Origin of the sequence: Campylobacter concisus, from assembly GCF_003049735.1 — a bacterium.
Taxonomy (GTDB): domain Bacteria; phylum Campylobacterota; class Campylobacteria; order Campylobacterales; family Campylobacteraceae; genus Campylobacter_A; species Campylobacter_A concisus_AN.
In genome coordinates this window covers 396,820-422,116 of record NZ_PIRM01000001.1, presented here as the reverse complement: position 1 = coordinate 422,116, position 25,297 = coordinate 396,820, and the positions used below count along the sequence as shown (strand labels likewise).

Here is a 25,297-nt window from a genome sequence, read left to right as displayed (position 1 = left end):
TTTAGATCCAGATGTTGTCTATTAGCCTAGTTTTACCAACGTAAGCTGCTACTAAAATGATGGTGTTATTTTTTTCTATTTTGGAAATTTCATTTAAATTTCTATCCGTAATAGCGACATAATCAACCTTTAACGGCTCTAGCACTTCAAGCATCTTTGTTTTGATCTCGCTTGTGTCTTCCTCGCCATTTTGGATCAAATTTTGTGCTTTATTTAGCGATCTTGAAAGCCTTAGAGCGTTACATTTATCTTCGTCGCAGATATAGACGTTTCTACTTGAAAGTGCAAGTCCGTCTGGCTCTCTAACGATATCGCAAGCCACTAGGCTGACATTTAGAAAAAATGTCTTTATCATGTTTTGCACTATGATTAGTTGTTGTGTATCTTTTTTGCCCATGTAAACGCTATTTGCACGAGTTAGGCGAAATAGCTTGTTTAGCACCCTTAGTACGCCATCAAAGTGCCCAGGTCTAGTTTTGCCCTCTAAGATGGCTGAAAATTTCTTTGGAGCGATGATTAGAGGCTCATCTTCAAAGTAAAGCTCATTGGCATCTGGGATAAAAATAGCGCTAACGCCGTTTTGCTCGCAAATTTTAATGTCGTTTTGTTCGTTTCTTGGGTATTTGTCCAGATCTTCGCCTGGTAAAAATTGAGTTGGATTAACGAATGTTGAGACGATACTTATCTCATTTTCGCTCACGCATTTTTTAATAAGGCTAACGTGTCCGTCATGAAGTGCGCCCATGGTCGGCACAAAACCGATCTTTGCACTTGTGCTAGAGACGAAATTTTCAAGTTCTTTTATAGTTCTTATGATTTGCATTTTGACTCTTTTTGTTTGAAATTTTAACTTGGCATTGTAACAAAAAAGGATTAAAAGGGCGTAAATTTAAAAATGTAAGCAACTTTTGGCTAAAATCGGCAAAAATTTTTGGAGAAAAACTTGGATAGTTACGAATACAACGAGCTTTTAAAGAAGCTACAAACAAAAGTTGAAAACATAGGCTCTATCGTAAAGCCTGAAGAGATCAAGGCTAGACTAAAAGAGATCGAGGCCACTGAGCAAGATCCTGATTTTTGGCAAGATATCGCTAAGGCTGGGGCGCTAAATAAAGAAAAGACAAAAATTTCAAACATGCTTGCAAAATTTAATGACGCTAATCAGGCAGTAAGTGATGCAAAGGAGCTTTTTGAGCTAGCAAATTCTGAAAATGACGAAGAGACTATAAATTCTCTTTTTGATGACGCTAAAAATTTAGATGAAAAGATAGTAAATCTTGAAATTTCTATGCTTTTAAGTGGCGAAGATGATGGCAAAAATGCGATCGTATCGATCCATCCTGGAGCTGGCGGCACTGAGAGTAACGACTGGGCGAGCATGCTTTATAGGATGTATCTTAGATTTTGCGAGCGCGAAGGCTTTAAGGTCGAGACTCTTGACTTTCAAGAGGGTGATGAGGCTGGGCTAAAGGATGTGAGCTTTATCGTAAAAGGCGAAAATGCTTATGGTTACTTCAAAGCAGAAAATGGTATCCACAGACTCGTTCGCACAAGCCCATTTGATAGCGCAGGGCGCCGTCATACGAGCTTTTCAAGTGTCATGGTAAGCCCTGAAGTAGATGATGATATAGAGATCGAGATCGAGGAAAAAGATCTAAAGATAGACACTTATAGAGCAAGCGGTGCAGGCGGTCAGCATGTAAATAAAACTGAATCAGCCATTCGCATCACACATATACCAACTGGCATCGTCGTACAGTGCCAAAACGACCGTAGCCAGCACAAAAATAGAGCTACAGCGATGAAAATGTTAAAATCTCGTCTTTACGAGCTTGAGCTGATGAAACAACAAGAAGCGAGCAACAGCGTAGAAAAGAGCGAGATCGGCTGGGGGCATCAGATAAGATCATATGTGCTTTTCCCATATCAGCAGGTAAAAGATAACCGCAGCGGCGAGGCATTTTCGCAAACTGACGCGATACTTGATGGTGACATCAAAAAGATGATAGAAGGCGTCTTGATCGCTCAAAAGGCTGAAGCGTAATAAATTTACAAAAAGAGATGGGAGCTAAAATTTCATCTCTTTTAGCTTTGTGCAGGCTTCTTCTTTGCCTTTAAAGCAAGCCTCATCAAGATAAATTCTCGCTTTTTTATAGTTATTTTTACCTAGATAGATAAGCCCTAGATCATAGCTGGCCTCGCTTGAGCCAAGGCTTGTGGCTTTTTCGTAAAAATATATCGCTTTTTCTAAATTTTTATTGACTCCAAGGCCGTACTCGTAGATATATCCAGCACTTCTTAGTCCGTCTATATTGCCGTATCTGCCAGCTGTTTCAAACCAAAAAAGTGCCCTTAAGATATCCTTGCTAAAGCCTTTGCCGTCACGAAAGCAAATGCCAGTTTGCTGCATGGCTAGAACATTTCCATCTTTTGCATAGTCGTAAAATCTCTTGCAAGCTTTTGGATAGTTACCTTCATTGTATAGATATATAGCGTCTGCTATTTGCTCGACCTCTGGATCAAGTGGTGGCTCACTAAGGCCAAAATTTTGTGAAATTTGATCTAATGAACATCCCCAAAATAGCAAAACACTAAACACAAAAATGATAAATTTTTTCATATTTGTCCTTGAAAATTTAGGCGATTTTATCCAATTTTATCTTATAATGCCTGCAAATTTTAAGCAAAAGGAACGATATGGATCATAATGCACTTTTAATCCAGCTTGGCTATAACGTCAATGAAACGACCACTGCTCAAATGTGTAGAATTTTAAACAATACTGATGGTCTTTTGCCAAAGAGCATAATCGAACTAAATGATCATTTAAAGCCACACCTTTGTTTTGTGGCGATGAGTGGAAGTGAAGATAGACTAAAGATAAAAAATGTAGCTACCGTTAATGAAATAAAAGAGCGAGTTGATGAGATTATAAAAAACTGGGCTAATAAATATAAAATGGAGCTAAAAAAGATAAATGAAACAACTTATTATGTAATGGGAAAGATAAGGGACTGAAAATGAAATATGATATTGTAATTATTGGTTTTGGAAAAGCTGGCAAAACGCTAGCGGTTAAAGCTGCCGCACTTGGCAAAAAAGTAGCTCTTGTAGAGAGATCGCCAAAGATGTATGGAGGCACTTGCATAAATGTTGGCTGCATACCAACCAAACGTCTAATAACAGCCGCTAAAGAGGCAAAATTTGTAAATAATAGCGTTGAAAGCGAATATTACACACTTAGTGTGGAAAATAAAAATAAACTAATCTCAGCTTTGAATACTAAAAACTACGCAATGCTAAATGATAAAGAAAATATCGATGTGATCGATGGTGTTGGCTCATTTGCTAGTGAAAATAGCGTACTTGTAACAACGCCAAGTGGTGAGAAAAAGATAATAGAGGGCGATTTTATTATCATAAATAGTGGCTCAAAAGAGGCAGATACTCCTTTTGAGGTCGCAAATTCAAATGTATTTTCAAGCCAAACGCTGCTTGATCTAAAAAATTTACCAAAGCATTTTGTCATTATCGGTAGTGGTTTTATCGGTATAGAGTTTGCATCAATGTTTGCAAATTTTGGCTCAAAAGTGACTATCGTAGGACGTTCAAAACTACTTAAAAACGAAGATGATGATATAGCTAATAGCGTAAAAGAAGCTCTTAGAGTCCAAGGTGTTGAAATTTTAGAGGGTTGCGAGATAGAGTGCATTAAAGAAAATGTATTAAATTTCAAGCAAAATGGTGAGCAAAGATGCCTTAGAGCCGATGCATTTTTGATAGCGCTTGGCAGAGTGGCAAATGTGGATGATTTAAATTTAAAAGCTGCTGGTGTTGAGCTAAATGAAAAAGGCTTTATAAAGACAAATGAAAATCTTCAAACAAATGTGCCAAACATCTATGCGGTAGGCGACGTGCGCGGCGGAGAGCTTTTTACTTATACGAGCTTAGATGATTTTAGGATAGTTTATTCACAAATTTTTGGTGATAAAAAGAGAAATACCAAAAATAGAAGTATTCATGCAAATGTGCTATTTACCGACACTCCACTAGCAAGAGTCGGCGTAAATGCAAAAGAAGCTAGCAAGCTTGGGCTAAATTTTAAAGAGCTAAAGCTTAGCATGGCAACAGTACCAGGCGCAAAAGTACTAAATCATGATGTAGGTATGTTAAAAGCTATCGTTGACGCGCAAAGTGGAGAAATTTTGGGTGCTAGCTTTCACTGCATCTATGCAAATGAGCTGATAAATGAAATCGCAATTGCGATGAATTTAAAAGCAAACGCAAATTTCTTTAAAAATCAAATTTTTACTCATCCAAGCATCAGTGAAGCACTAAATGACTTATTTGGACAATTTTAAAAGGAAAAGAATGAAAAAATATTTATTGCTTTTATCGGCTTTATTTTTCACTGGCTGCTTAAACGTGATTGGTGTAGGACAAAAACAAGATGATTCGTGGCAGCAACCAAAGGATGAAAAAATAGTGCAAAATAAAGAGCAAATTTCAAGAAATGCGATCGAAATTTTAATACCAAAATGCGAAGAAGGCGATGCGGAAGCTTGCAACGATTTGGGTGTAAATTACGAGCTTTTAAAAGAATATGAAAATGCTTTAACAAATTATAAAAAAGCTTGCGATGCTAAGGTGCAAGTCGGTTGTGCAAATTTGGGCACTCTTTATGAGCTTGGACTTGGAGTTAAAAAAAATCCAAAAAAGGCAATTTCAATTTATAAAGAAAGTTGCAATGGCGGAGGCATGCAAGCTTGCTATCATTTAGGCAATGCTTATAGAAAAGGCGAGATCGTTAAGCTAGATTATTACTTAGCAATGCAAGCTTATACAAATGCATGCAATGCTGGCGATTTGCCAAGTTGTGCCAATATCGGAGCGATGTACGAGCTTGGTCTTGGTGTCAATAAAGACGAAAAAAGGGCTTATGGAATTTATAAAGTTGCTTGCTTTCGTGGGCTAAGCAAGGCATGCCCGCAGATGAAAAGACTAGGTACAAAGCTAGGAATGTAAGTGAAAAAGGTCTTAAATTTTGGTCTTATTTTGGCTATGGGCTTTATGCTTGGTGGTTGCTGGTCGTGGCAAAAGATGGTAAGCTTTGGCTTTTGGCAAAGTGATGAAGAGGCGAGGGCAGAGCGTCTTGAGCTTGAAAAAGAGAAGATGATACAAAATTGTGAAAGTGGAAATAGCATCGACTGCAACAATTTAGCCGTAAATTTTAGTAACGAAAAGGACTTTGTAAAAGCAAAAGGCTACTACGAAAAGGCTTGCAATGCTGGTCTTGCGACGGCTTGTTCTAATTTGGGTCAAATTTATGAGCAAGGGCTTGTTGATGAGCAAAAAGATATGGAAAAAGCCTTAAGACTATATAAACTAGCTTGTGATAGCGGTGATGGCGTTGGCTGCTATAACGAAGCAATGGGGCTAAAGTCTTACATCGAAAGCGAAAATTTAAAAACTCATAAGATAGATAGAAACAAGGCTGAGGCTAGAGTGCTAAGGCTTTTGGCTAAGAGCTGCGAGCTTGAGTATGCTCAGTCATGCTTTTTGCTTGCAAAGCTAAGCGGCGATGAAGCAAAAGCAGACGCACTTTACAAAAGAGCTTGTCAGCTTGGCAAATGCGTGGATAAAAAGTAATACTAGCAAAATACTATTCTAAAAATTCGCAATAAATCAACAAAGGCTCTTTTTTGAGTCTTTTAAAATTTGATGTTTTATTCGAGAAATTCTAAAAATGCCTTCAAATGTGTGCAAATCCGGACAACATCTTGTTTGGGGGTAGTCAGTCCTCAAGGCTCATATAGCTTGCACCAGCTTCTTTACTAGCTTCTTTTATCTTGTTTGTTTCTATTGCATAAGTGTGACAGCCGCTTAAAACGATATCTGTTGCACTATCTGCTTTATATTCATCTACAAATTTTTAATAGCATCAGATATTGCGTCGTTTTTGTACATTACAGAAGAGGGGCGTCTTTAAGTAACGTTTGGCGATATTTTCTACAAGGTTACCTTGTGTACTCATATTATTTTTAAAATTTGTAGTTCCTGTACAGCTTTCAAAAGCTACTACATCCGCTTCTGCTCTATATTCAGTAGCTACGATCGAGGCATATTGATAGCCTTTTTGTTCTAAAATTTCTTTTATATCGCGTACTATTTTTATGACACTAAAACTACTTGATAACAAAAATAGATCACAAAAATTATCTTGATTATCTAGTATTGCTACTTTTGTAGATGTTGAGCTTATATCAATACCGATGAAATACATAAATTTATGTCTATAAAAATATGATTTCTATAACTAAGAACTTGAGAGAAATGTTATCTGTTTGTAGCTTTTTATTAAATGAAATCTAAAATTTTACTTCAATCCAAAAACTTTTATATTAAAAGTAGTATGGATTTTATCCTTTTCGCCTTTCATGACGATAGGAAATTCGGTCTTTACGATACTGTCATAGCTACTAAGCGCATCTAAAAAGTCATAAAATTTTTGTGGTGTCCTTAGAGAGCTAGTTACATTTAGGCGAAATCTGAAAAATTTCTCACTAGCGTTATTATCACTTTCTTCTATTTTACTAAGTCTTACTTCACTGAAAAATTTAGAGGCAAATTCTATAAATTTATCTTTATCAAATTTAGTTTCAAAAGCTGAAATGATAGCTCCATCTTTTTGTTTGGTTGCTTCAAGGGCTTTAAAATTAGCTTCAAATTCATTTTTTACTTTTGTATAAGATGAGGTCTGTGAATAATTTTGTCTAGTTAGGCTTTTAAATTCTTTTATATTTGGTACGATAAAGCCAAATATCATAATGAAACAAACTATAATAAAAGCAAATATAAAAAGTAAAAGCTTGACGGGATCTATTTTTTCTAAGCTCGTATCTTTTTTACTCATTATATCCCTCAGAATTACCAATTTTGTTTGTGCTTATAAAGCCGTACCAGCCGTTTTTACTTTGATAAAAGCTAGTATTTGAAGTCGTAAAAATAGATCTTAAAGGTGAAGCTAGAAGCTGATTAAATACATCTTTTGTCGGCGTTATACCACGAATGATGAGTGAGTTTTTATCCATAAAAACCTCTTCAAGCGTTATACTGTCAGGCACTAGATCAAAAAGATTGTGCAAGCTTTGCTTGAGAATAGAATTTGATGTGAAAATATCATTTGCAGATTCTATTTGTACGGCGAGTTTAGCTGAAATTTCATCTGTTGTGACTATTTTTTGACTAAGTTCTTTTTGCTCATTTGATAAAAAATTTATATTTTTTTCAATTGAATAATTTTTGTAAAGTATAAAGAAATTTGTTGCCAAAAGAGCCACAAACACAAAGCTTATAAGGCTTAGCCAAATTTTGCTAAAGATAGATATAAGTGGTCTTGGTTCCGGAGCAATAAAGCTAAATCTCATAATATTATCTCTTCTTGCATGATTTCATTCATAATATGATTTGTATTCACTGGATACACCGAAGTCTCCACTAAAAGCTCAGATTGCAGATATTGCAAAAAGGTTGCACTTGTTTTTGTGTTTTCAAAAACAATTATTTGTTCAATAAAATCGCCGCCGTAGAGAGGATTTTCGTAAAATTCTTTTACAGCCTTTACGATGTAATCAAACATCTTCATGTCATACCCAAAAATAGCAACCGATTTTTCTACATTTGTAGAAACTGGCATATTTAGTTCATAATTTAGATCTTCAAATTCTTTTGGTTTATCATCACTTAAAAAATCATCTAAACTTTTAAAATCATCAAGCGATGTTGCGTCATTTTCTTCTTTAATGATTAAGTTGTCAATATCTGTTATATCTTCTTCTTTTAGGCTTTCAGCTTCCTGGTTGGTTTCTTCAACGCCAGCCATATTTAAAAAAGTGGATAACTTCATTTGTTTATCTTTAAAGATCGCAAGCGTAAACGAATGTGCATGGATATAAAGATAAAGTGTAGTTTTTGGAGAAATTCCGCGTTTTAAAAGCTCGTGAAAGAGTAGGGCAATAGGTGAGTAGATGAGATCTACACTATCTTGTCCAAATAAATTTTTATATTTTTTTATAGCGTTTAAATTTGCATAAATACTCCAACTATTCTGCATGATAAGGCTTGTAAGATTTTTAGCATTTATATTAAATTTTTTGTATTCATCGAAGCTAACACTAGGAAGCGCGCCTTGCGAGTCGTCGTTAAAAAAAACTGAGACATATACGCCAAAATATGCTTTTTCTTGCTCTTCTATGTATTTTATGATTTTCTCATCGATATTATCGATATTTATATCTGTAAATTTGGCGTTTATGGTTTTTAAAAGTTTGCCATTTCTAAAGACCTGACCGAAGAATATGCACTCATTGCCCTCCAACACGACGCTTAAAAAAAGGTTAGAAAAAAGCTTTTTAACGCTAAAAGACATAAATCTCCTAAATTTAGTGCATAATTTTCGTTATGGTAGCTAAAAAGGGATTAAATAAGTTTAAAACAGCTCGTTTTTAAGCTTAACGAAAATCTCTTTTGTATTTAAAGCTTCATTTTTTAGTTCATTATCAAGTAGGGCCGAGTTTTTAAGGTCGTCAAAATCCTCTATCATCACATCACACATCATCTTAATGCGCTCACTATCAGCCTTGCTGACGCTACTTTGGCTCATTTTTTTGATACGCTCAAGATACTCTTTGCCATTTTTTATGTATGAGCTAAATTTGATAGCAGCCTTGCTTTGATTTAGCACAGTATTTGCCATTTTGTTATAAATATCTATATCAAGTGCTTTTTGGCTTAAATTTAAGGCCTTTTCGTATTCTTTGTTTTCGTATAAAAATTTTGCTTCAAGGGCGAGTTTGTAGGAGTTGTCGCTATAAAAAAATAGTCCGAATAAAACAATTAGAAAGATGGCTATAAAAATAGATAGTTTATTTTTCATAAATTTCATCCAAAATTTCTCTTATCTCGTCGCTGATTTGTGGATTTTTATGCGCATACTTTTTCCACCAAATTTTTAAATTTGATCTAAAATCCTCTTGGTTTTGCTCCACGCTTTTGCCACCATCATTTTGTGAGGCTTGCCAAAGCTCATTCTGTATCTTCTCTTTTGCATCTTTTTGCTCCAAATTTTCCACACTAAAAGGAGCTGAGAGGCTAAAATCTATAGTTGAAAATGGCTTTGGAAGTATCATATTATCCCAGCTTTTAAACTCCCAAAACGAGCTTGCTTCAAAATTTAGAGCATAAATTTCGCAAGATGACTTTTGTGCGATCACCGCAGCTCCGTCTGCCACGCTGTGCCTTGGTCCTCTTGGACCATCTGGCGTGATGATGACGTCGTGGCCTTGCTTTATCTCTCTTAAAGCTTCTATCAGTGCTCTTGCGCCGCCTTTTGAGCTGCTGCCTCTAATGGTGCCGATGCCAAACAATTTGATTATTCTGGTGATTAGCTCGCCATCTTTGTGGTCGCTGATTATCACCTTGCCTTGTTTTCTATTTTGACTGCTCCACCAGCGTCTGTAAGCAAAGCTCATAAAGCTAAGCCTGCCGTGCCAAAAGACGACAACGCAGCCATTTTGTGGTAAGAAATTTGGAGTGTAGCTCTTTTTGCAGGTTAAAAAAATGAGCCACATCAAAATGTAGATGAAAAAGACGCCAACGCTTAGGGCGAGCTTTTCAAGGGCACTTTTAAATTTGCAGCTCGCCATACAAAACCATTCGTTTTGGGTTTGTGATCTTGATTTTTTGTGTAGTGCCAAGAAGCTCTTCGCTGCCATCAACTTGAACTAAAAAGTTATTAAAACTTCGCCCAGCAACGCCGCCATTTGCTCTTAGCTCTTCAAAATATACATCAAAAATTTTATCTTTTTGTGCCGCCACGATCTCGTCTAAAATTTCATTGTGGCGATTTTGTAGGCGAGTAAGCCTTTCTGAAGCGGTTTTATCATCTATTTGATTTGTAAAAGTAGCTGCCTTTGTAAGCGGACGAGGCGAATACTTAAAACTAAAAATTTGCTCAAATCTAACTTGCTCAAGCACGTCCATCGTATCTTCAAACTCGCTATCACTCTCGCCTGGAAATGCGACGATGATATCAGTTGAGATGCTCACATCTGGACACATCTTTCTAAGTCTTAGCGCACGGTCTAAAAACCACTCTTTCGTGTATCCGCGCTTCATCTCGCGTAAAACTTTGGTATTTCCGCTTTGAAGTGGCATGTGCATTGACTTGCAAATTTTTGGGTTATTAGTGAAAATTTCAAGAAATTTATCATCCATATGAAGCGGGTGAGGGCTTGTAAATCTTATCCTCTCAACGCCCTCTATCTCGCTTATCTTTACTAAAAGGTCGCTAAAATCGATATTTTCTTGCACGCCTGAAAATCTTTTGCCGTAGTTATTGACATTTTGCCCTAGTAAAAATATCTCTTTTGCACCGCTTTTTGCAGCCTTTTCTACCTCTTTTAAGATAAGGCTTGAGGGGATGGAAATTTCATCGCCTCTAGTATGTGGGACGATGCAGTAGGTGCATTTTTTATCGCAACCGATCGAGATATTGATGTGGCTTTTGTATGGCGAGCCTCTAAATTCGCCAAATGCGTATTCGCTCTCGTCGTGGTTGATGTCGGTTGAGATAAATTTAGGCGTATTTACCGCCTTTGTGATCTTGCTGACATTTCTTGCGCCAAGAACAAAATCGACGTAAGGCGCGCGCTTAAAAATTTCGCTACCCAAATGGCTTGCAGTGCAGCCACAAACTCCTATTTTAGCTCCTCTTTTTTTGGCTTTTTCAAAGGCGCCAACCTCGCTAAAGAGCTTATGAACTGGCTTTTCACGAACTGAGCAGGTATTTATAAGGATTAAATCAGCTTCTTCTATATTTTGTGTTAAGGAGTAGTCTTCTTTTTGTGAGAGCTCGGCTATGATATGCTCGCTATCACGAACATTCATAGCACAACCTAAAGTTTGGATAAAGAGTTTTTTACTCATTAAAGTATATGCACTTCATACATATAATCGCTATCATCTAGCCCGTATTTTACGGTTCTGTGATAAACGCTTAGCCCTTTTTCTTCAAAATGCTCGACTAAGGCGATTAGTTGTTTGTGTGTGTTTTCTTTATCAAAATAGAAAATTTTCTGACCCTCTTTTTCGACAGCTGCCTCTATCTTTTCTAGTGAAATCGTTTTTGGTTTTGCGTCTAATTCAGCTCTTGCAAGTTTTAGCTCCATTTTTAATCCTTTCAAAATCTTAAATTTTAATCGGTCAATATATCCAAAACATCATAAAAAAAGGATTAAATAAAAGTTAATAATAAGCTTAAAGTTATTAAAAGTATGGCTTATGTATAATTTCAAAACTTCACGAAAAATCCCCGAAATTTATCGTTACAATGGAGAAAAAATGGAAAGAATTTCAGATATCATCGAGTCAATTGCAAATGAGAAAAATTTAGAGATAGAAGATGTAAAAGAGCGTGTTATAAGAGCCTTGATAAATACTGCAAAAAGGGTTTATGGAGAAAATTATGAGTATGACGTGAGCATCGATGCTAATAAAAATTTAAAGCTTTATCAAAAAATTTCAATCGTAGCAAACGACGATGAGAGGCTTGCTGAAGACAATGAGCACTTCTTAAGCTTAAAAGATGCTAAAAAGATAGATAGTGGCGTAGAGATCGGAGATGAGCTCACATATGAGCTAAGCCTTGATAACCTTGGCAGAACCGCAGCTCAAACGCTTCATAAGGAGCTTGAGTATCACATCCAGCGCCTAGTTGAAGAGAAAATTTTACAAAAATATAATGAAATGAGCGGTCACATGGTCTTTGGCCCAGTTGTAAGGGTCGATAACGATGAAAACACATTTATCGAGATAGACGAGCTTCGTGCCATCTTGCCACGTAAAAACCGCATAAAAGGCGAAAAATTTAAAGTAGGCGACGTGGTAAAAGCGGTCATTAGAAAAGTTTTTACAGATAAAAATTTAGGCATAAAGGTCGAACTTTCAAGGACTTCACCTAAATTTCTTGAAGCGCTGCTAACTTCAGAGGTGCCTGAGATAAAAGATGGCGGTATCATCATTCAAGGAAGTGCGAGGATCCCTGGCGAAAGAGCTAAAGTAGCGCTAATCTCAACCACTCCAAACATCGATCCAGTCGGCGCAACGGTCGGTACAAAGGGTGTTAGGATAAATGCCGTAAGCAAAGAGCTTCATGGTGAGAGTATCGACGCAATCGAATACACCACAGAGCCAGCGATCTTGGTGGCTCGCGCTATGGCGCCTGCGATCATCACATCTGTAAAGATCGAAGAAAATAAGGCAATCGTAACGCTTGCAAGCGAACAAAAGAGCAAGGCGATCGGCAAAAACGGCATAAATATCCGCCTAGCAAGCATGCTAACTGGCTATGAGATCGAGCTAAATGAGCTTGGCTCAAAAACTAGTAGCAATGCAGAAAATAATGAGCCAATCAAAGACTTAAAAGCACTTTTTGGCGATAACTAATGAAATTTCAAATAAGAAAAGCGACTAGAGCCGATATAGATGTAATTTGAGAGCTTGTAAGAGAGCTTGCCAGCTATGAGAATTTGAGTGACCAAGTCACTTTTACAAATGAAATTTTTGCAGACTCTATCTTTAATAAAAACCACGCAAAAGCCCTTGTCTGCGAGAGTGAGGGTAAGGTGATTGGCTATGCTATCTATTTTTACACATTTTCTACATTTTTGGGGCTTGGTGGGATCTATCTTGAGGATATTTACGTCAAAAAAGAGTTTAGAAATCAAGGTATAGGCAAGACATTTTTTAAATTTTTAGCTCAAATTTGCAAGGATGAAAATTTAAAAAGGCTTGAGTGGTGCTGCCTAAACTGGAATGAGCCAAGTATTAAATTTTATGAAAGCATGGGTGCTAAAAATCAATCTCATGAGTGGAGAAACTACCGCTTGGACGGTGAAAATTTAGAAAAACTTTTAAATTTATAGTTCTTTTTTAAATAAAAAGCTCAAATTTTGCTTTGAAATTTGAGCTTGCGAGTGATTAAAATTTATATGTATATCCTAAATAAAGACCTACATTTGTCTCTTTTATTTTTGCATTATCATATTTTGCTATAGAGCTATATTTTGTTCTATCTGCTTTTACACCAAACTTAACTGCATTGTTTTTGTTGATAGGGTATTCTGTACCAATTCTTGCATCTAGTATCCAGCCATTTGTATTAGCTTTTTCCGAGCCATCATGAGTGTCAAATACATCCATTTTAAGCTTTGAGTAGCCAGTGTATCCACCAAAAACTAGCTTTATGTCTTTTGTCAATTCTGGTGTATAGTCTGCGCCTACTAGAAATTTATGTGTACTCCATTTTATTACTGTACCATCTTCATCGCCAAGTGATTTCTTTGCTTGGAAGTCGTAAATGTAAGCTCCATATACTTTAAAACTATCAAAATCATAGCCAGCTTTTAGTCCAATACCTGGTTGAGCTTTTTTCACTTTTGTTGTGTCATTGTCGCTTTTTGCTGTTAATTTTGAATTAAAAGAGTAATCTCCTTCGACTCCAATAAACGCTCCTTGTGCTAAAGCAGCGGCATTAGCTAGGCTTAAGTCTAAAGCAACTTTTAAGACTACATTTTTCATTTTTACTTCTTATTTAAAAAATGTTTGACTGGTATTCTAAATTTTATTGGATTAAATAAAGTCTAAATATTCAATTAAATATATAAAAAACATAAAATAATTCAATTGTTTTCTTATCAGAATAAAATTTATAAAATCACTCAAAAAGAAGGAGTGTAAAGTGGCTAAGATGACAAAACGTGATATGGCTTATCATTTAGACGTTGATGTCGCAACGCTTTACAACTGGCGAAAACACAAACCAAACCTTTATCGTATCGTGATGCTTGGATTTAAATTTGATGAGCTTATCGAACAGGGCAAAAAGACTTGCAACGAGCTTTGCGAATATGAAAATTTAATCAATCAAGACATAGAAAAATTTAGTAAATAATCGCAATCTCTCTTATAATTACAAGTGCTTGAAAATTTAAAATTTCTAAGATATTTTTGGCTAGAAAAGCTGGAGTTTATATTTTAAGTGAAAAAATTTGAGCTCAAAGCAAGCGCCTCAAGCTCAGTTAAATTTACTCGTTTAGGATAGAGAGAAGCTCTTTGTTGTCTTTTGTTTTTAGCATTTTTGCGTATAAGAATTTAAGCGCTTCGACATCGTCCATTGTAGCGATCGCAGATCGGATAGCCCAAATTTTTTGAAGCTCGTCAGGTTTTTGAAGTAGCTCTTCTTTTCTGGTGCCTGATTTTAGTACGTTGATAGCTGGGTAAATTCTGCGGTCTGAGATATTGCGGTCAAGCACGATCTCGCTGTTTCCAGTACCTTTAAACTCTTCAAATATCACTTCATCCATGCGTGAACCAGTGTCGATTAGTGCGGTTGCGATGATGGTTAGTGAGCCGCCGTGCTCGATGTTTCTAGCTGCGCCAAAGAAGCGTTTTGGCTTGTGAAGTGCGTTTGCGTCCACGCCGCCTGTTAGCACCTTGCCACTTGGTGGGGTCACTGTGTTGTAGGCACGTGCTAGACGGGTTATGCTATCAAGCAAGATGATGACGTCTTTGCCCATCTCAACTAGACGTTTTGCCTTTTCGATGACTAGCTCCGCCACGCGGACGTGGTTAAGCGCTGGCAGGTCAAATGTCGAGCTAAATACCTCGCCTTTTACGCAGCGCTGCATATCTGTAACTTCTTCTGGCCTCTCATCGACTAGAAGCACCATGAGCTGGGCTTCTGGGTGGTTTTTGGCGATGCCGTGAGCTAGCTCTTTCATAAGCTCAGTTTTACCACTTCTTGGAGGTGCGACGATGAGACCACGCTGACCCTTACCAATAGGCGTGAAAAGGTCAAGTACGCGGCCCGTTAGCTTCATCGGATCATACTCTAAATTTAGCTTTTCAGTTGGAAAAAGTGGAGTTAGGTTGTCAAAGAGTGGCCTCTCTTTTGCGTCTGCTAGAGGCATATAATTTACCGCTTCTATCTTTAAAAGAGCGTAGTATTTTTCTTGATCTTTTGGCTCTCTTACTTGGCCGGTGATGATGTCGCCCACACGAAGTGCAAATTTGCGGATCTGTGAGTTTGAAACGTATGCGTCGTTTGAGCTATCGCTTAAATTCGCATCAACAGCCCTTAAAAAGCCATAACCCTCGTTTGTGATCTCTAAAATTCCAGTAAATAGTATAAAGCCGCCTTGTTTTGTCTGGGTTTTTAGTATCTCAAATATTAAGTCCTGCCTACGAAATTCGCGTGGATTTTCGACGCCAACGCTATTTGCGATCTGCACTAGCTCATCTAAACTAAGCGTTCTTAGCTCTTCGATTTTATGTCCGTCTACTGGTATGTGTGTTCTTGATGCTTGATGTTTTTTTGTAGTTTTTGCGCTTTGAGCAGCACTTTGCTCGGTTTGGTTATTTTCCATATTTCCTCTTTAAATGCGGGGATAATTTTGCAGAATTTCTAAGTTTCAAAAAGAAGTTTTTGAAAGTTTTGGCATTTTATAAAAATAAAACTTTGTTGTCAAGAAATGGTATAAAATAAAATTTTTGCTCAAAAATGGTTGATTTGCTATAATCTCGCCATTTTATAACGGTAACAAAATAAGAAATTTGTGCCTATTTTTGCAGTTTGTCTGCTTCAAATTTATGTATTTAAATTATGGTACGCAATAGGCATGTGATGCAATAATATTGGTAAAAATTTTAGATAAAAGAAAGTAAAAATGCCACAAAGTAGATGTGCTCATTGTAGATTAAAATTTGATGAAAACGTGATGATCTCAAATGAAAGCGGACTTAAATTTTGCTGTGTTGGTTGCAAAGGTGTTTATGAAATTTTAAATGAAAATGGGCTTAGTGAGTTTTATGAACGTCTTGGTAAAAATACACTTACACCGGCGAGCAACGGTACAAATATCAAAAATTTAGCGGCAAATTTTAGCGAGCTTGTGACAAAAGAGGGCGACTTTAGTCAAATTTCATTTTTAATCGATGGCATCACTTGCTCAGCTTGCATCTGGCTACTTGAAAAGGCACTTTTTAGCTTGCCTGGCGTCTTGGAGGTAAATATCAACTCGCTTAATCAAAAAGCGGTCATTGTTTTTGATGAGCAGGAGCTTTTGGTAGAGCAAATAATTGAAAAAATTTATGCCGTTGGCTACGTCCCAAAGCCATATGCTACGAGTCAAAAAGAGGACGAACTAGCTAAAAAAAGAAGAAATTTTTACACAAAAGCATTAATTGGTATATTTGCCACGATGAACATTATGTGGCTGGCCATTGCTCAGTATAGTGGGTATTTTAGTGGCATAAGAGGCGACATAAAAGATATATTAAGCTTTGCGCAGTTTGTATTAGCAACGCCTGTGCTTTTTTATACTGGTAGCGAGTTTTTCAAAGGGGCAAAGATAGCCATAAAAAACGCTTCGCCAAATATGGATCTGCTTGTTATCACCGGAGCTAGCATAACATATATCTACTCGATTTATGCGATGTTTACGAGGAGTGGCGAGAGCTATTTTGACTCGGTTGCGATGATCATCACCTTTGTTTTTATCGGTAAATTTTTAGAAATTTTGGGCAAGAAAAAGGCACTTGAGACTTCAAATTTCTTAAATGATATGCTGCTTGCAAAAGTGTGTATTTTAGAAGATTGTAAGGATGTTTTAAAAGAGCCAAGAGATGTAAATTTGGGCGAAAAGATCGTGCTAAGATCAGGCGAGAGGGCGCTACTTGATGGAGTAGTGCTTAGTGGTGAGGCAAGTGTGGATAGCTCAAGTCTAACGGGGGAGAGCCTGCCTGTAACCTTGGGAGTGGGGCAAGAGGTGAAAAGTGGCGTCATTTGTCAAAATGGACAAATCATCTATGAAGCAAAGAAAATTTTTAAAAATTCTTATCTAAATCAGCTTATAAATTTGCTCCAAACTGCTGAGCTAAAAAAGCCAAATATCGAGCTAGTAGTCAATAAAATCGCTTCTAAATTTTCTCTTAGCGTGCTAACTTTAGCATTTTTTACATTTTGGTTTTGGTACTTTAAATTTGGCTTTTCAGAAGCTATTGTCACGGCTGTTAGTGTTATCGTGATCGCTTGCCCTTGTGCGCTTGCGCTTGCCACGCCAGTTAGTAGTGTCTGTGCCCTTGGTGTGGCCTTTAAAAATAGAGTGCTTTTTAAGGAGGCTAAATTTTTTGAAAGCCTTGCAAAGTGCGATGTAGCGGTATTTGATAAGACTGGCACGCTTACAAAGGCAGAATTTGAAGTTAGTGATTTTTTCATAAAAGAGAGCATAAGTTTAGATGAAATTTATTCGCTAGCTCTTATATCAAATCATCAAATAAGCGTGGCAGTGGCTAAATTTCTAAAGCAAAAAGGCGCAAGGAAAATAGAGCTTAAAAATACAAATTTAAGCGTGGCAAAGGGTGTTGAGGCTGAAATTTCAGGTAAAAAATTTTATGCAGGAAGCAAACGATTTTTAGTTGAAAATGGTATTAGCTTTGATGAAGCTGAAGAAAATGTGAGCTTTTTTGTGGGGCTTAATGGTGAGCTAGTGGCGAAATTTTACCTAAAAGATAGCATAAAACCTGAAGCAAAGGCCTTGATAGACGAGCTAAAGAATGCTGGCATGAAAGTGTGTATCTTAAGTGGCGACGTGCAAAAAGTGGTAAAAAACGTGGTAGATGAGCTTGGCGTGAGTGAGTTTAGAGCAGAGATGTTGCCTGAAACGAAAGCTAAATTTATAAGCGAACTAAAAGAGCAGGACAAAAAGGTGCTAATGGTAGGGGACGGCATAAACGACGCAGCAGCACTTAGCCTTGCTCATGTTGCCATTTGTATGGGAAGTGGGGCGGCGATAAGCTTAGAAAGAAGCGATGTAGTGCTACTTGATGATAGTTTAAAAAGTCTAGCAAAGGCCATAAAAATCTCAAAATTTACTTACAAAACGATAAAGCAAAATTTGCTCTTTTGCCTTCTTTATAATGTTCTTGCTCTGCCATTTGCTGTATGTGGCTACGTCATTCCGCTATTTGCTGCGCTTTTTATGTCGCTTAGCTCGCTAAGTGTTATATTAAACTCGCTTTATATTGCTAGAAAATTTAAGGAAAAATAATGGATAGCGCGACACTTGCGATGCTGGTTTTTATCTCAGTTTTGATGGGAGCATTTTTGCTTTTTGGCGTGCTTTGGGGGATAAAAAATAAGCAATTTGAGGACTACCGAAAATTTTTAGACGGAGCAAATTTGGACGATGAAGATGCGCTAAATGAAGCTTATGAGCTAGAGCTTCGCAAAAAAGAAGCTCTAAAAAAAAGAGCAGGGTCTAATAAAGATAAAATTTAGCTCTCAATCGTTGGCTCGCCAAAAAGTCTATTGGCCTCTTTTAGAACCCCTTGTTCTCTTTGCCTTTGAAGCTCTTCTGGTGTTTTTGGCTCTTTATTTAGCATCAAAGAAAAGTTATTTTTCTCGTTTTGTAGCTCGCTTTTTATCTCAGTTTTTGGCTCATTTTTAGTTTCAATGTTATTTGCATTTAGTCTTGAAATTTCCTCATCAAGCTCGTCTAATTCGCTTTTTTCATTATTTTCTAAAGAGGCTTTAGGCATCTTAGTTTGTGCTTTTTGCTCATCGCTCTTTGCATTTACTATCTTCGCATTTTGTCCAAAAAGCGTACGCAATATCTCATTTAAAATTTTCCAATTTTTCTTAAAATATTCAAGATTTTCATCTTTTGCATTTACTATCAGTCCAAGCTCATTATTATTAAAGAAGCTAAATTCTACAAATTCTTTAAAAAACTCGCCAAGATCGTAATTCCTATCATAAATTTTTGTTAAGAAGAGTTCGTATGGACCTTGCATTTTAGCAGGAGCTACTTGGCTTTTTTGAGTGATGACTTCTGTGATTTGAGTGGAATTTTCGCTATTTTTTGAGATCACTTCATTTATAGCGTCATCGATATCTTGTAAATTTAGAGCTTCTATCATCATAAAAAGCATTAGCATTAGTACAAAGCCATTATCGCTACTTACATTTAGCATACCTTTAGCTTGTGCCAAAATCCTAAAAAATCTCTCATAAACAAGTAGTGAAATTTTTGAGTCGTTTTCTATAAATTTTTGCTTTAAATTTGCCAAAATTTCATCTATTATCATCTCTGGATCATAGCTTTCAAGTTCGCTTACAAGCACTCTGATAGCATTTTTATCGTGATTTAAAACATGAGTTATTATCTCTTCGATCTTTTCTGGATCAAGAAGTCCTAACATCGATGCTACGCCATTTGCTGTGACATTATTTGCCCCGTAAATGATAGCTTGATCAAGAAGTGTCAAAGTATCTCTTAACGATCCTCCGCCACTTCTTGCTAAAATTTCAAGTGCCTCTTTTTCGTAGCTAATGCCTTCTTTACTTAAAATAAACTCAAGATGTTTAATGATGCTGTATCTGCTTATTTGCTTAAATCTGAAATGCTGCGTTCTTGAAAGCACCGTTGTTGGGAGTTTTAATGGATCAGTTGTCGCCAGGATAAATTTTACATAGCTTGGTGGCTCTTCAAGCGTTTTTAAAAGAGCATTAAATGCCTCTTTGGTTAGCATATGCACTTCATCGATTATAAAAATTTTATATCTTGCCATTGCTGGAGCATATTTTGTTTGTTCTATCAACTCTCTTATGTCATCTATCTTTCTGTGGCTAGCTGCGTCCATTTCGATGATGTCCATATGCCTTGACTCATTTGCCATGATGCATTGTGGGCATACTTCACATGGTTTTGAAGTGGGTCCTTTTTCGCACACTAAAGCTTTTGAAAATATCCTGGCACTTGAAGTTTTACCACTGCCTCTAAGCCCAGAAAATAGATATGCGTGGCTTATACGACCCTCGTCAAGTGCGTGTATAAGACTTTTACTAACTGCTTCTTGACCGATAAGTTCATCAAAATTTTTAGGGCGATATTTTAAAGCTAGTGCTTGCAATGCGGTATCCTTTTTATAAAGTTCAAGGATTTTATAAAAAAAGGCATAAATTTATGATTATTTATATATTTAATTGGCTTTAAAATTTTTTATTTTAGTTTAATGAGGGCGGATAAATTTTTATAGATTTGCATAAAAGTTCTAGTACATTTGCAAAAAAATAAAAAATATCCCTTTTTATAATGATCCATAGCCGATTAGATTTAAAATTTATAATAAAAATACATAAAATTTTATGTTAAATATTTTGTATTTTTGTATTAATCGTGTTTGGTATAAAAAGCCTTGGCATGTGTGCCAAGGCAAAATTTAGATTAGCAAGAGAAACAAGTTTTAAACTCATAAGCGGTTGGGCGCGCTTCGTAAGGCCAAACTTGAGTTTCAAATTTGAAATGTTGATAGGTGTCTATGAAAAGATCGGTCATTATTGGTTTTAAGTATTCATTATCGCGAATTAGCGCTTCTAAACTGCCACGAAGTGTGTGTGGAAGCTGCTCTATGCCACGCTCTCTGATCTCATCTAGGTGAAGTTTAAATAAATTTTCATCCATCGGACCAACTGGCTCGTATTTGTTTTTGACGCCGTCAAGTCCTGCCATTAGCATCGCTGAGAAGGCTAGATAAGGGTTTGCTGTGCTATCTGGAAATCTCATCTCTGCTCTAACTGACTTTTCACCTGAACCATAAGGTATGCGGATACTTGCTGAGCGGTTTTGGCTAGAGTATGTTAGGATAGACGGTGCTTCAAAGCCAGGGATTAGGCGTTTGTAGCTATTTGTGCTTGGGTTAGTAAAGGCTGCAACGCTTCTTGCGTGTTTTAAAACGCCACCGATGTAGTATCTTGCAAAATCACTTAAATTTGCGTAGTTGCCCTCTTTATAGAATAAATTTTTACCATCTTTCCAGACTGATTGATGAACGTGCATGCCGCTTCCGTTGTCGCCATAAAGTGGTTTTGGCATAAATGTAACTGTCTTGCCGTTTAGGTGAGCGACCATGCGAACAACGTATTTGTAAATTTGAACATTATCGGCAGCTTCGACTAAGTTACCAAATTTTACGCCGATCTCACCTTGTCCTTGAGCGACTTCGTGGTGACCCAAAAATACTTCAAGACCAACTTGCTCTAGAACTTGCATCATCTCGGCTCTTAGATCTACCATGCTATCTATCGGCTGAGTCATCAAGTAGCCACCTTTTCTGCGTGGGCGATGACCTGTGTTGTAGCTATCTTTGAAGTCAGTAGCATCGTTCCACTCGCCTTCTTCGCTATCTACTTGATACATCGCACAGTTTGGACTATCGATGATTTTGACGTTATCAAAGACAAAAAATTCATTCTCAGGGCCAAAGTATGCCTCATCACCAAGACCGCTATCTTTTACATATTGCATTGCTCTTTTAGCTATTGAGCGAGGGCATTTTTCATAAATTTGGCCTTTATAGATGTCGTAAATATCGCAAAAAACAACAACTGTAATATCAGAAGTAAATGGGTCTAAAAATGCAGTTGTAGCTTCTGGCTTCATTATCATGTCGCTCTTATCAATTGGTTGCCAGCCATGCATAGAGCTAGCGTCCATTGGGATGCCATTTATAAAATTTTCTTTTGTAACAGCTTTTATGTTGTAGCTAATGCTATGCCAAGCACCACCTAAATCAGTAAATCTAAAATCTACAAATTTGACTTCATTTTCTTTACAAAAATCAAAAAAATGATCTATATTTTGGACAAATTTTCCCACTTTTTTCTCCTTTTAATTTTTAAATTTTTCGTATTCTATCATAAAACCTAATATTTAAGATTAAATTTATATTTTATTTGAACCCAATCTAAAATTTTACTAATTCTCTATCTCTGTTTTTAAATATTGCACATTTTGAATAACCTAAATCTCTAGCTATTTGCTCGCAAATTTCACCATTTTTACCGATATCTTCTTTTGCGTGAGCATCTGAGCCAAAGGTGATGGTTATATCTTTTTCGGCTATTAGTTCAAGTAAATTTACGCTTGGATATTGCTCGCCGATAGGTTTTCTAAAGCCAGCAGCATTTATCTCAACAACTAAATCTGCTTCTTTTATCGCATTTACTGCATTTTTAGCTAAAATCCTAACATCCTTTTTTGGCAAAAATTTAAAAAGTTTTAAAAGATCAATATGCCCCATAATGTCAAATTTGCCAAGCTTGGCCGATCTTTCTACATGATCAAAATACTCTTGCCAAATTTGATCCAAGTCTTTGCCCTCGTAGCCACCGATAAATTCTGGATTGTCAAATGCCCAGCCATTAAAAAAATGCACAGAGCCTATCAGATAATCAACCTTTCTAGCAAAAACTCGTTCATCCATAAATCCATCTAAAAAATCCATCTCATAGCCAAGCAAAATTTCTATCTCACCGCTAAATTCATCTCTTAAATGTAAAATTTCATCTTCATAGCCTTGCATTTCATCAAAGCTCATTCTGTAAGATTCATCGTAGTTCATCGGTGCGTGATCGCTAAAGCCAAAGTATTTTGTGCCAGCTTTTATTGCGTTTTGTACATACTCTCTTGGCTCGCCAACTGCGTGCTTGCAAAGTGGCGTATGGTTGTGAAGATCGACGGTCATTTTTAGCCTTTTAAGGTCGTTTATTTTTAAAAATGCTATCTAAAAATTTATAAATTTAAAGATAAAAGCATTGCCTTTAAACTTACTTTTTATTTAAATCCTATATAATCAAGCCAAATTTTATTAGGAGCTTTTATGACCCAAGAGGAACTTGACGCACTTATGGCAGGTGGGCTAGATGATGAGTTAGATGATACTAAAGAAGATGCTGGCCAAGAGGTTGCGGACGTCAAAGAGGATACGGACGAGGTAACAGAAGTTGCAGAAGCAATTGATACTAAAGATGAGCCACAGTCAAAATCAGAAAGTAATTCAAAGAATGCAGAAAACTATAGAGTGAGTGCAGATGGCGTTTGGCCACCACCACCACCAACGGAAGATCACAAAATGGTGCATCAGCTTGATGACGTAACAAGAGATAGCGAAGAGAAAGCTACTCAGATGTTTGATAAGCTTGAGACGATAAATAACTTTTTTATGGACGCTGAGAGTGACTCAAATAGCCTAAAAGACACAATAAACTCAAACATAGAACTATTTACGACACTAAGCCAGAAATTTCCAAATATTGCCGCATTTAGCGAAGCTTTGGAGAAAAACAACGCACTTCTTGGCACGATTGATAACATCATCGGAAATTTACAAATGGGACAAGATGAGATAATGATGGCTATGGATATGATGCAGTATCAAGACATTCATAGACAAAAGATTGAGCGTGTTATCAACGTTATGAGAGCTCTAAGCAAATATATGAATACCTTGTTTGAAGGTAAAATAGACGATGAAAAACGTGTTGGCTCAGCTGTTCACATCGCAGGTGATACAACGACTGAAAACTTAGTCAGCAACGATGACATTGAAGCATTGATAGAAAGCTTGGGTAAAAAATAGTGCTAAAAAGGCCTGAGCTTTTATCTCCAGCTGGAAATTTAACAAAACTTAAAATCGCCCTTGAATACGGGGCTGACGCCGTTTATGGATCGGTGGCTAGCTTTTCACTAAGGACTAGATCGGCGAGGGAATTTAACCTTGAAACATTTAAAGAGGCGATAGACTATACACATGCAAAGGGAAAGAAATTTTATGCAACCATAAATGCTTTTCCTTTTAACTCGCAGATCGAGCCACTAAAACGCCATTTAGAGACTATCTCGGCTATGAAGCCAGATGCCTTTATTATCGCAACTCCAGGAGTCATGAGTTTAGCAAAGGCTATTGCCCCTGATATCGAGATACACCTCTCAACTCAGGCAAACGTTATGAATGTGCTTGATGCAAAAATTTATCACGACATGGGCGCAAAACGTATCGTCGTAGCACGTGAGATGAACTTAAAAGATGTTATAAAAATCAAAGAAGAAATTCCAACTCTTGATATTGAAATTTTTGTACATGGCTCGATGTGCTTTGCCTACTCTGGCAGGTGCTTAGTAAGTTCAGTGCAAAGCGGACGCATGTCAAATCGCGGTAGCTGTGCGAACGACTGCAGGTTTAAATACGAACTCTATGCCAAAAACGAAGAGAGTGGGGTGCTTTTCCGCTTAGAAGAGGATGAAAACGGCACTCACATTATGAACTCAAAAGATCTTTGTCTCATCTCTCACATCAAAGAGATCGTTAATAGTGGTGTGATAGATAGCTTAAAAATAGAAGGTCGCACGAAGAGTGAGTATTATGCAGCCTGCACAGCAAGAGCCTATAAAATGGCGATAGATGATGTCATGGATGATAAATTTGACGCACAAATTTATGAAAACGAGATAAATACACTAAAAAATCGCGGCTTTACGGACGGATACTTGGTGCATAGACCTTATGAACGAACCGATACGCAAAATCACATTAGTAGCCTAGAAGAGGGCACACATCAGGTAAATGCAATAAGCGAAGATGGCGAATTTTTTAAGTGTAAATATAAAATTTTCCCAGGCAATAGCTACGAGATCGTGGCGCCTATCGGCTCACACATAGATGATAGCGAGAATGAAATCTCAAAGGTTTATTCACAAGATGGCAAGAAATTTATTAAATTTAAGCAGCTCATCACCAAAAAAGGTAAAGTTATGAGTGAAATTCATAGCGGCAATGAAAATGAGATAAGCCTTGGTATTAAGCTACCAAAATTTAGCTTTTTAAGGGAGAAAATATGAAATTTGTTTCTATTATAATGGGAAGTAAGAGTGACTATGAGATCGTTAGCGAGGCGGCAAAAACTCTTGAAAAATTTGGCGTAAAATATGAACTAATAATCAGCTCAGCCCACAGAAGTCCAAAAAGAACAAGCGAGTATGTCGCAAATGCAGAAAAAAAAGGCGCAAAAGTCTTCATTGCAGCTGCCGGTATGGCAGCTCACTTGGCTGGAGCGATCGCTGCAAACACAACAAAACCAGTAATAGGCATACCAATGGCCGGCTCGGCTCTAAGTGGCGTTGATGCACTTTACTCAACCGTACAAATGCCAAGTGGCATGCCAGTGGCGACCTTAGCTATCGGCAAGGCTGGCGCGATAAATGCAGCCTATTTGGCAGTGCAAATTTTAGCTCTTGAAGATGATAGTCTAGCAAGTGCTCTAAAAGCCGATAGAGAGGCGAAGGTAAAGGCTTTAGAGGAAGACTCTTTAAAGGTTGAAGTGATACTGTAAAAAGGAGAA

27 protein-coding genes and 1 pseudogene are annotated in these 25,297 nt (G+C 37.0%); 13 read left to right on the top strand and 15 right to left on the bottom strand.

Annotation, left to right across the window (positions count from 1 at the left end):
- Nucleotide 1 precedes the first annotated feature (1 nt).
- The gene (gene panC, locus CVS97_RS02115) at nucleotides 2-823 is read right to left on the bottom strand and encodes a pantoate--beta-alanine ligase (protein ID WP_107784913.1); all 822 of its coding nucleotides are present in this window, start codon (nucleotides 821-823) and stop codon (nucleotides 2-4) included.
- A 120-nt stretch (nucleotides 824-943) separates the two neighbouring features.
- Here panC and prfB point away from each other — a divergent pair, with 120 nt between their 5' ends.
- Nucleotides 944-2,044 carry a peptide chain release factor 2 gene (gene prfB, locus CVS97_RS02110; RefSeq protein WP_107784912.1) on the top strand — a complete coding sequence of 367 codons (1,101 nt, stop codon included), beginning with the start codon at nucleotides 944-946 and terminating at the stop codon, nucleotides 2,042-2,044.
- Nucleotides 2,045-2,068: 24 nt separating this feature from the next.
- On the opposite strand, the gene CVS97_RS02105 is transcribed toward prfB, so the two are convergent.
- Complete coding sequence (locus CVS97_RS02105) at nucleotides 2,069-2,620, bottom strand: tetratricopeptide repeat protein (protein WP_107695229.1); 552 nt, start codon at nucleotides 2,618-2,620, stop codon at nucleotides 2,069-2,071.
- 77 nt (nucleotides 2,621-2,697) lie between these two features.
- Between CVS97_RS02105 and CVS97_RS02095 the strand changes: the two genes are divergently transcribed.
- The 4 genes from CVS97_RS02095 to CVS97_RS02080 are packed head-to-tail and all read left to right on the top strand — an operon-like array spanning nucleotide 2,698 to nucleotide 5,649.
- Nucleotides 2,698-3,018 (top strand): hypothetical protein, encoded by a 321-nt coding sequence (locus tag CVS97_RS02095; RefSeq protein ID WP_021090811.1) that lies wholly within the window; start codon nucleotides 2,698-2,700, stop codon nucleotides 3,016-3,018.
- Between the two features lie 2 nt (nucleotides 3,019-3,020).
- Nucleotides 3,021-4,361, top strand: a complete 1,341-nt coding sequence (locus CVS97_RS02090; RefSeq protein ID WP_107784911.1) for a dihydrolipoyl dehydrogenase family protein — start codon at nucleotides 3,021-3,023, stop codon at nucleotides 4,359-4,361.
- A gap of 10 nt (nucleotides 4,362-4,371) precedes the next feature.
- Nucleotides 4,372-5,025 carry a tetratricopeptide repeat protein gene (locus tag CVS97_RS02085; protein ID WP_084041410.1) on the top strand — a complete coding sequence of 218 codons (654 nt, stop codon included), beginning with the start codon at nucleotides 4,372-4,374 and terminating at the stop codon, nucleotides 5,023-5,025.
- On the top strand, nucleotides 5,026-5,649 hold the full coding sequence (locus CVS97_RS02080; protein ID WP_107784910.1) for a tetratricopeptide repeat protein: 624 nt from the start codon (nucleotides 5,026-5,028) through the stop codon (nucleotides 5,647-5,649).
- 292 nt (nucleotides 5,650-5,941) lie between these two features.
- Here CVS97_RS02080 and CVS97_RS09300 read toward each other — a convergent pair whose 3' ends face one another.
- From CVS97_RS09300 to CVS97_RS02040, 8 genes are all read right to left on the bottom strand, one after another.
- Complete coding sequence (locus tag CVS97_RS09300; protein WP_199905959.1) at nucleotides 5,942-6,283, bottom strand: hypothetical protein; 342 nt, start codon at nucleotides 6,281-6,283, stop codon at nucleotides 5,942-5,944.
- 93 nt (nucleotides 6,284-6,376) lie between these two features.
- Entirely contained in the window at nucleotides 6,377-6,913 is a 537-nt protein-coding gene (locus CVS97_RS02070) for a hypothetical protein (RefSeq protein WP_107784909.1), read from the bottom strand.
- Nucleotides 6,906-7,427: a hypothetical protein gene (locus tag CVS97_RS02065; RefSeq protein ID WP_107784908.1), complete on the bottom strand. Its 522-nt coding sequence runs from the start codon at nucleotides 7,425-7,427 to the stop codon at nucleotides 6,906-6,908. Before CVS97_RS02065 ends, CVS97_RS02070 begins: the two co-directional genes overlap by 8 nt.
- The gene (locus CVS97_RS02060) at nucleotides 7,424-8,428 is read right to left on the bottom strand and encodes a hypothetical protein (protein WP_107784907.1); all 1,005 of its coding nucleotides are present in this window, start codon (nucleotides 8,426-8,428) and stop codon (nucleotides 7,424-7,426) included. Before CVS97_RS02060 ends, CVS97_RS02065 begins: the two co-directional genes overlap by 4 nt.
- Before the next feature lie 60 nt (nucleotides 8,429-8,488).
- The gene (locus CVS97_RS02055; protein WP_103582729.1) at nucleotides 8,489-8,935 is read right to left on the bottom strand and encodes a hypothetical protein; all 447 of its coding nucleotides are present in this window, start codon (nucleotides 8,933-8,935) and stop codon (nucleotides 8,489-8,491) included.
- The gene (locus CVS97_RS02050) at nucleotides 8,925-9,704 is read right to left on the bottom strand and encodes a lysophospholipid acyltransferase family protein (protein WP_107784906.1); all 780 of its coding nucleotides are present in this window, start codon (nucleotides 9,702-9,704) and stop codon (nucleotides 8,925-8,927) included. Before CVS97_RS02050 ends, CVS97_RS02055 begins: the two co-directional genes overlap by 11 nt.
- On the bottom strand, nucleotides 9,685-10,986 hold the full coding sequence (gene miaB, locus CVS97_RS02045; RefSeq protein WP_103641429.1) for a tRNA (N6-isopentenyl adenosine(37)-C2)-methylthiotransferase MiaB: 1,302 nt from the start codon (nucleotides 10,984-10,986) through the stop codon (nucleotides 9,685-9,687). Before miaB ends, CVS97_RS02050 begins: the two co-directional genes overlap by 20 nt.
- The gene (locus CVS97_RS02040; RefSeq protein ID WP_002941786.1) at nucleotides 10,986-11,228 is read right to left on the bottom strand and encodes an HP0268 family nuclease; all 243 of its coding nucleotides are present in this window, start codon (nucleotides 11,226-11,228) and stop codon (nucleotides 10,986-10,988) included. The genes miaB and CVS97_RS02040 overlap by 1 nt, the downstream gene beginning before the upstream one ends.
- Nucleotides 11,229-11,400: 172 nt before the next feature.
- Between CVS97_RS02040 and nusA the strand changes: the two genes are divergently transcribed.
- Nucleotides 11,401-12,504, top strand: coding sequence for a transcription termination factor NusA (gene nusA / locus CVS97_RS02035; RefSeq protein WP_107784905.1), 1,104 nt, complete (start codon nucleotides 11,401-11,403; stop codon nucleotides 12,502-12,504).
- Nucleotides 12,504-12,983, top strand: a pseudogene (locus CVS97_RS02030) (N-acetyltransferase family protein). Before nusA ends, CVS97_RS02030 begins: the two are co-directional and overlap by 1 nt.
- Nucleotides 12,984-13,038: 55 nt before the next feature.
- Here CVS97_RS02030 and CVS97_RS02025 read toward each other — a convergent pair.
- Nucleotides 13,039-13,638, bottom strand: a complete 600-nt coding sequence (locus CVS97_RS02025) for an outer membrane beta-barrel protein (RefSeq protein WP_107784904.1) — start codon at nucleotides 13,636-13,638, stop codon at nucleotides 13,039-13,041.
- A 160-nt stretch (nucleotides 13,639-13,798) separates the two neighbouring features.
- Here CVS97_RS02025 and CVS97_RS02020 point away from each other — a divergent pair, with 160 nt between their 5' ends.
- Nucleotides 13,799-14,011: a transcriptional regulator gene (locus tag CVS97_RS02020; RefSeq protein ID WP_107784903.1), complete on the top strand. Its 213-nt coding sequence runs from the start codon at nucleotides 13,799-13,801 to the stop codon at nucleotides 14,009-14,011.
- A gap of 133 nt (nucleotides 14,012-14,144) precedes the next feature.
- Here CVS97_RS02020 and rho read toward each other — a convergent pair whose 3' ends face one another.
- Nucleotides 14,145-15,485 (bottom strand): transcription termination factor Rho, encoded by a 1,341-nt coding sequence (gene rho / locus CVS97_RS02015; RefSeq protein WP_107784902.1) that lies wholly within the window; start codon nucleotides 15,483-15,485, stop codon nucleotides 14,145-14,147.
- Nucleotides 15,486-15,785: 300 nt separating this feature from the next.
- On the opposite strand from rho, the gene CVS97_RS02010 reads away from it, so the two are divergent.
- Together CVS97_RS02010 and ccoS are read left to right on the top strand one after the other, a co-directional pair.
- Entirely contained in the window at nucleotides 15,786-18,167 is a 2,382-nt protein-coding gene (locus tag CVS97_RS02010) for a heavy metal translocating P-type ATPase (protein ID WP_107784901.1), read from the top strand.
- Nucleotides 18,167-18,397 carry a cbb3-type cytochrome oxidase assembly protein CcoS gene (gene ccoS / locus CVS97_RS02005; RefSeq protein WP_107784900.1) on the top strand — a complete coding sequence of 77 codons (231 nt, stop codon included), beginning with the start codon at nucleotides 18,167-18,169 and terminating at the stop codon, nucleotides 18,395-18,397. The genes CVS97_RS02010 and ccoS overlap by 1 nt, the downstream gene beginning before the upstream one ends.
- Here ccoS and CVS97_RS02000 read toward each other — a convergent pair.
- The 3 genes from CVS97_RS02000 to CVS97_RS01990 form a co-directional block, all read right to left on the bottom strand.
- On the bottom strand, nucleotides 18,394-20,031 hold the full coding sequence (locus CVS97_RS02000; RefSeq protein ID WP_084108030.1) for a DNA polymerase III subunit gamma/tau: 1,638 nt from the start codon (nucleotides 20,029-20,031) through the stop codon (nucleotides 18,394-18,396). The genes ccoS and CVS97_RS02000 overlap by 4 nt on opposite strands.
- A 314-nt stretch (nucleotides 20,032-20,345) precedes the next feature.
- Complete coding sequence (glnA, locus tag CVS97_RS01995; RefSeq protein WP_054196569.1) at nucleotides 20,346-21,776, bottom strand: type I glutamate--ammonia ligase; 1,431 nt, start codon at nucleotides 21,774-21,776, stop codon at nucleotides 20,346-20,348.
- Nucleotides 21,777-21,864: 88 nt separating this feature from the next.
- Nucleotides 21,865-22,644 (bottom strand): histidinol-phosphatase, encoded by a 780-nt coding sequence (locus CVS97_RS01990; protein WP_107784899.1) that lies wholly within the window; start codon nucleotides 22,642-22,644, stop codon nucleotides 21,865-21,867.
- 135 nt (nucleotides 22,645-22,779) lie between these two features.
- Here CVS97_RS01990 and CVS97_RS01985 point away from each other — a divergent pair, with 135 nt between their 5' ends.
- From CVS97_RS01985 to purE, 3 genes are read left to right on the top strand one after another with little or no spacing between them, the layout of a single operon-like run.
- Nucleotides 22,780-23,538 carry a chemotaxis protein gene (locus CVS97_RS01985; RefSeq protein WP_107784898.1) on the top strand — a complete coding sequence of 253 codons (759 nt, stop codon included), beginning with the start codon at nucleotides 22,780-22,782 and terminating at the stop codon, nucleotides 23,536-23,538.
- Nucleotides 23,538-24,797 carry a peptidase U32 family protein gene (locus tag CVS97_RS01980; RefSeq protein ID WP_107784897.1) on the top strand — a complete coding sequence of 420 codons (1,260 nt, stop codon included), beginning with the start codon at nucleotides 23,538-23,540 and terminating at the stop codon, nucleotides 24,795-24,797. The genes CVS97_RS01985 and CVS97_RS01980 overlap by 1 nt, the downstream gene beginning before the upstream one ends.
- Nucleotides 24,794-25,288, top strand: a complete 495-nt coding sequence (gene purE / locus CVS97_RS01975; RefSeq protein WP_107784896.1) for a 5-(carboxyamino)imidazole ribonucleotide mutase — start codon at nucleotides 24,794-24,796, stop codon at nucleotides 25,286-25,288. The genes CVS97_RS01980 and purE overlap by 4 nt, the downstream gene beginning before the upstream one ends.
- Nucleotides 25,289-25,297: the final 9 nt, after the last annotated feature.

Excerpts from the sequence above, each read along its gene's own strand:
- purE (WP_107784896.1), top strand. The coding sequence starts at position 24,794 with ATGAAATTTGTTTCTATTATAATGGGAAGTAAGAGTGACTATGAGATC.
- CVS97_RS01985 (WP_107784898.1), top strand. The coding sequence starts at position 22,780 with ATGACCCAAGAGGAACTTGACGCACTTATGGCAGGTGGGCTAGATGAT.
- CVS97_RS02065 (WP_107784908.1), bottom strand. The coding sequence starts at position 7,427 with ATGAGATTTAGCTTTATTGCTCCGGAACCAAGACCACTTATATCTATC.
- panC (WP_107784913.1), bottom strand. The coding sequence starts at position 823 with ATGCAAATCATAAGAACTATAAAAGAACTTGAAAATTTCGTCTCTAGC.
- CVS97_RS01990 (WP_107784899.1), bottom strand. The coding sequence starts at position 22,644 with ATGACCGTCGATCTTCACAACCATACGCCACTTTGCAAGCACGCAGTT.
- CVS97_RS02010 (WP_107784901.1), top strand. The coding sequence starts at position 15,786 with ATGCCACAAAGTAGATGTGCTCATTGTAGATTAAAATTTGATGAAAAC.
- CVS97_RS02050 (WP_107784906.1), bottom strand. The coding sequence starts at position 9,704 with ATGGCGAGCTGCAAATTTAAAAGTGCCCTTGAAAAGCTCGCCCTAAGC.
- CVS97_RS02095 (WP_021090811.1), top strand. The coding sequence starts at position 2,698 with ATGGATCATAATGCACTTTTAATCCAGCTTGGCTATAACGTCAATGAA.
- rho (WP_107784902.1), bottom strand. The coding sequence starts at position 15,485 with ATGGAAAATAACCAAACCGAGCAAAGTGCTGCTCAAAGCGCAAAAACT.
- CVS97_RS02090 (WP_107784911.1), top strand. The coding sequence starts at position 3,021 with ATGAAATATGATATTGTAATTATTGGTTTTGGAAAAGCTGGCAAAACG.
- CVS97_RS02040 (WP_002941786.1), bottom strand. The coding sequence starts at position 11,228 with ATGGAGCTAAAACTTGCAAGAGCTGAATTAGACGCAAAACCAAAAACG.
- CVS97_RS09300 (WP_199905959.1), bottom strand. The coding sequence starts at position 6,283 with ATGTATTTCATCGGTATTGATATAAGCTCAACATCTACAAAAGTAGCA.
- CVS97_RS02085 (WP_084041410.1), top strand. The coding sequence starts at position 4,372 with ATGAAAAAATATTTATTGCTTTTATCGGCTTTATTTTTCACTGGCTGC.
- miaB (WP_103641429.1), bottom strand. The coding sequence starts at position 10,986 with ATGAGTAAAAAACTCTTTATCCAAACTTTAGGTTGTGCTATGAATGTT.
- nusA (WP_107784905.1), top strand. The coding sequence starts at position 11,401 with ATGGAAAGAATTTCAGATATCATCGAGTCAATTGCAAATGAGAAAAAT.
- CVS97_RS02105 (WP_107695229.1), bottom strand. The coding sequence starts at position 2,620 with ATGAAAAAATTTATCATTTTTGTGTTTAGTGTTTTGCTATTTTGGGGA.
- CVS97_RS02025 (WP_107784904.1), bottom strand. The coding sequence starts at position 13,638 with ATGAAAAATGTAGTCTTAAAAGTTGCTTTAGACTTAAGCCTAGCTAAT.
- CVS97_RS02060 (WP_107784907.1), bottom strand. The coding sequence starts at position 8,428 with ATGTCTTTTAGCGTTAAAAAGCTTTTTTCTAACCTTTTTTTAAGCGTC.
- CVS97_RS02055 (WP_103582729.1), bottom strand. The coding sequence starts at position 8,935 with ATGAAAAATAAACTATCTATTTTTATAGCCATCTTTCTAATTGTTTTA.
- CVS97_RS02070 (WP_107784909.1), bottom strand. The coding sequence starts at position 6,913 with ATGAGTAAAAAAGATACGAGCTTAGAAAAAATAGATCCCGTCAAGCTT.
- ccoS (WP_107784900.1), top strand. The coding sequence starts at position 18,167 with ATGGATAGCGCGACACTTGCGATGCTGGTTTTTATCTCAGTTTTGATG.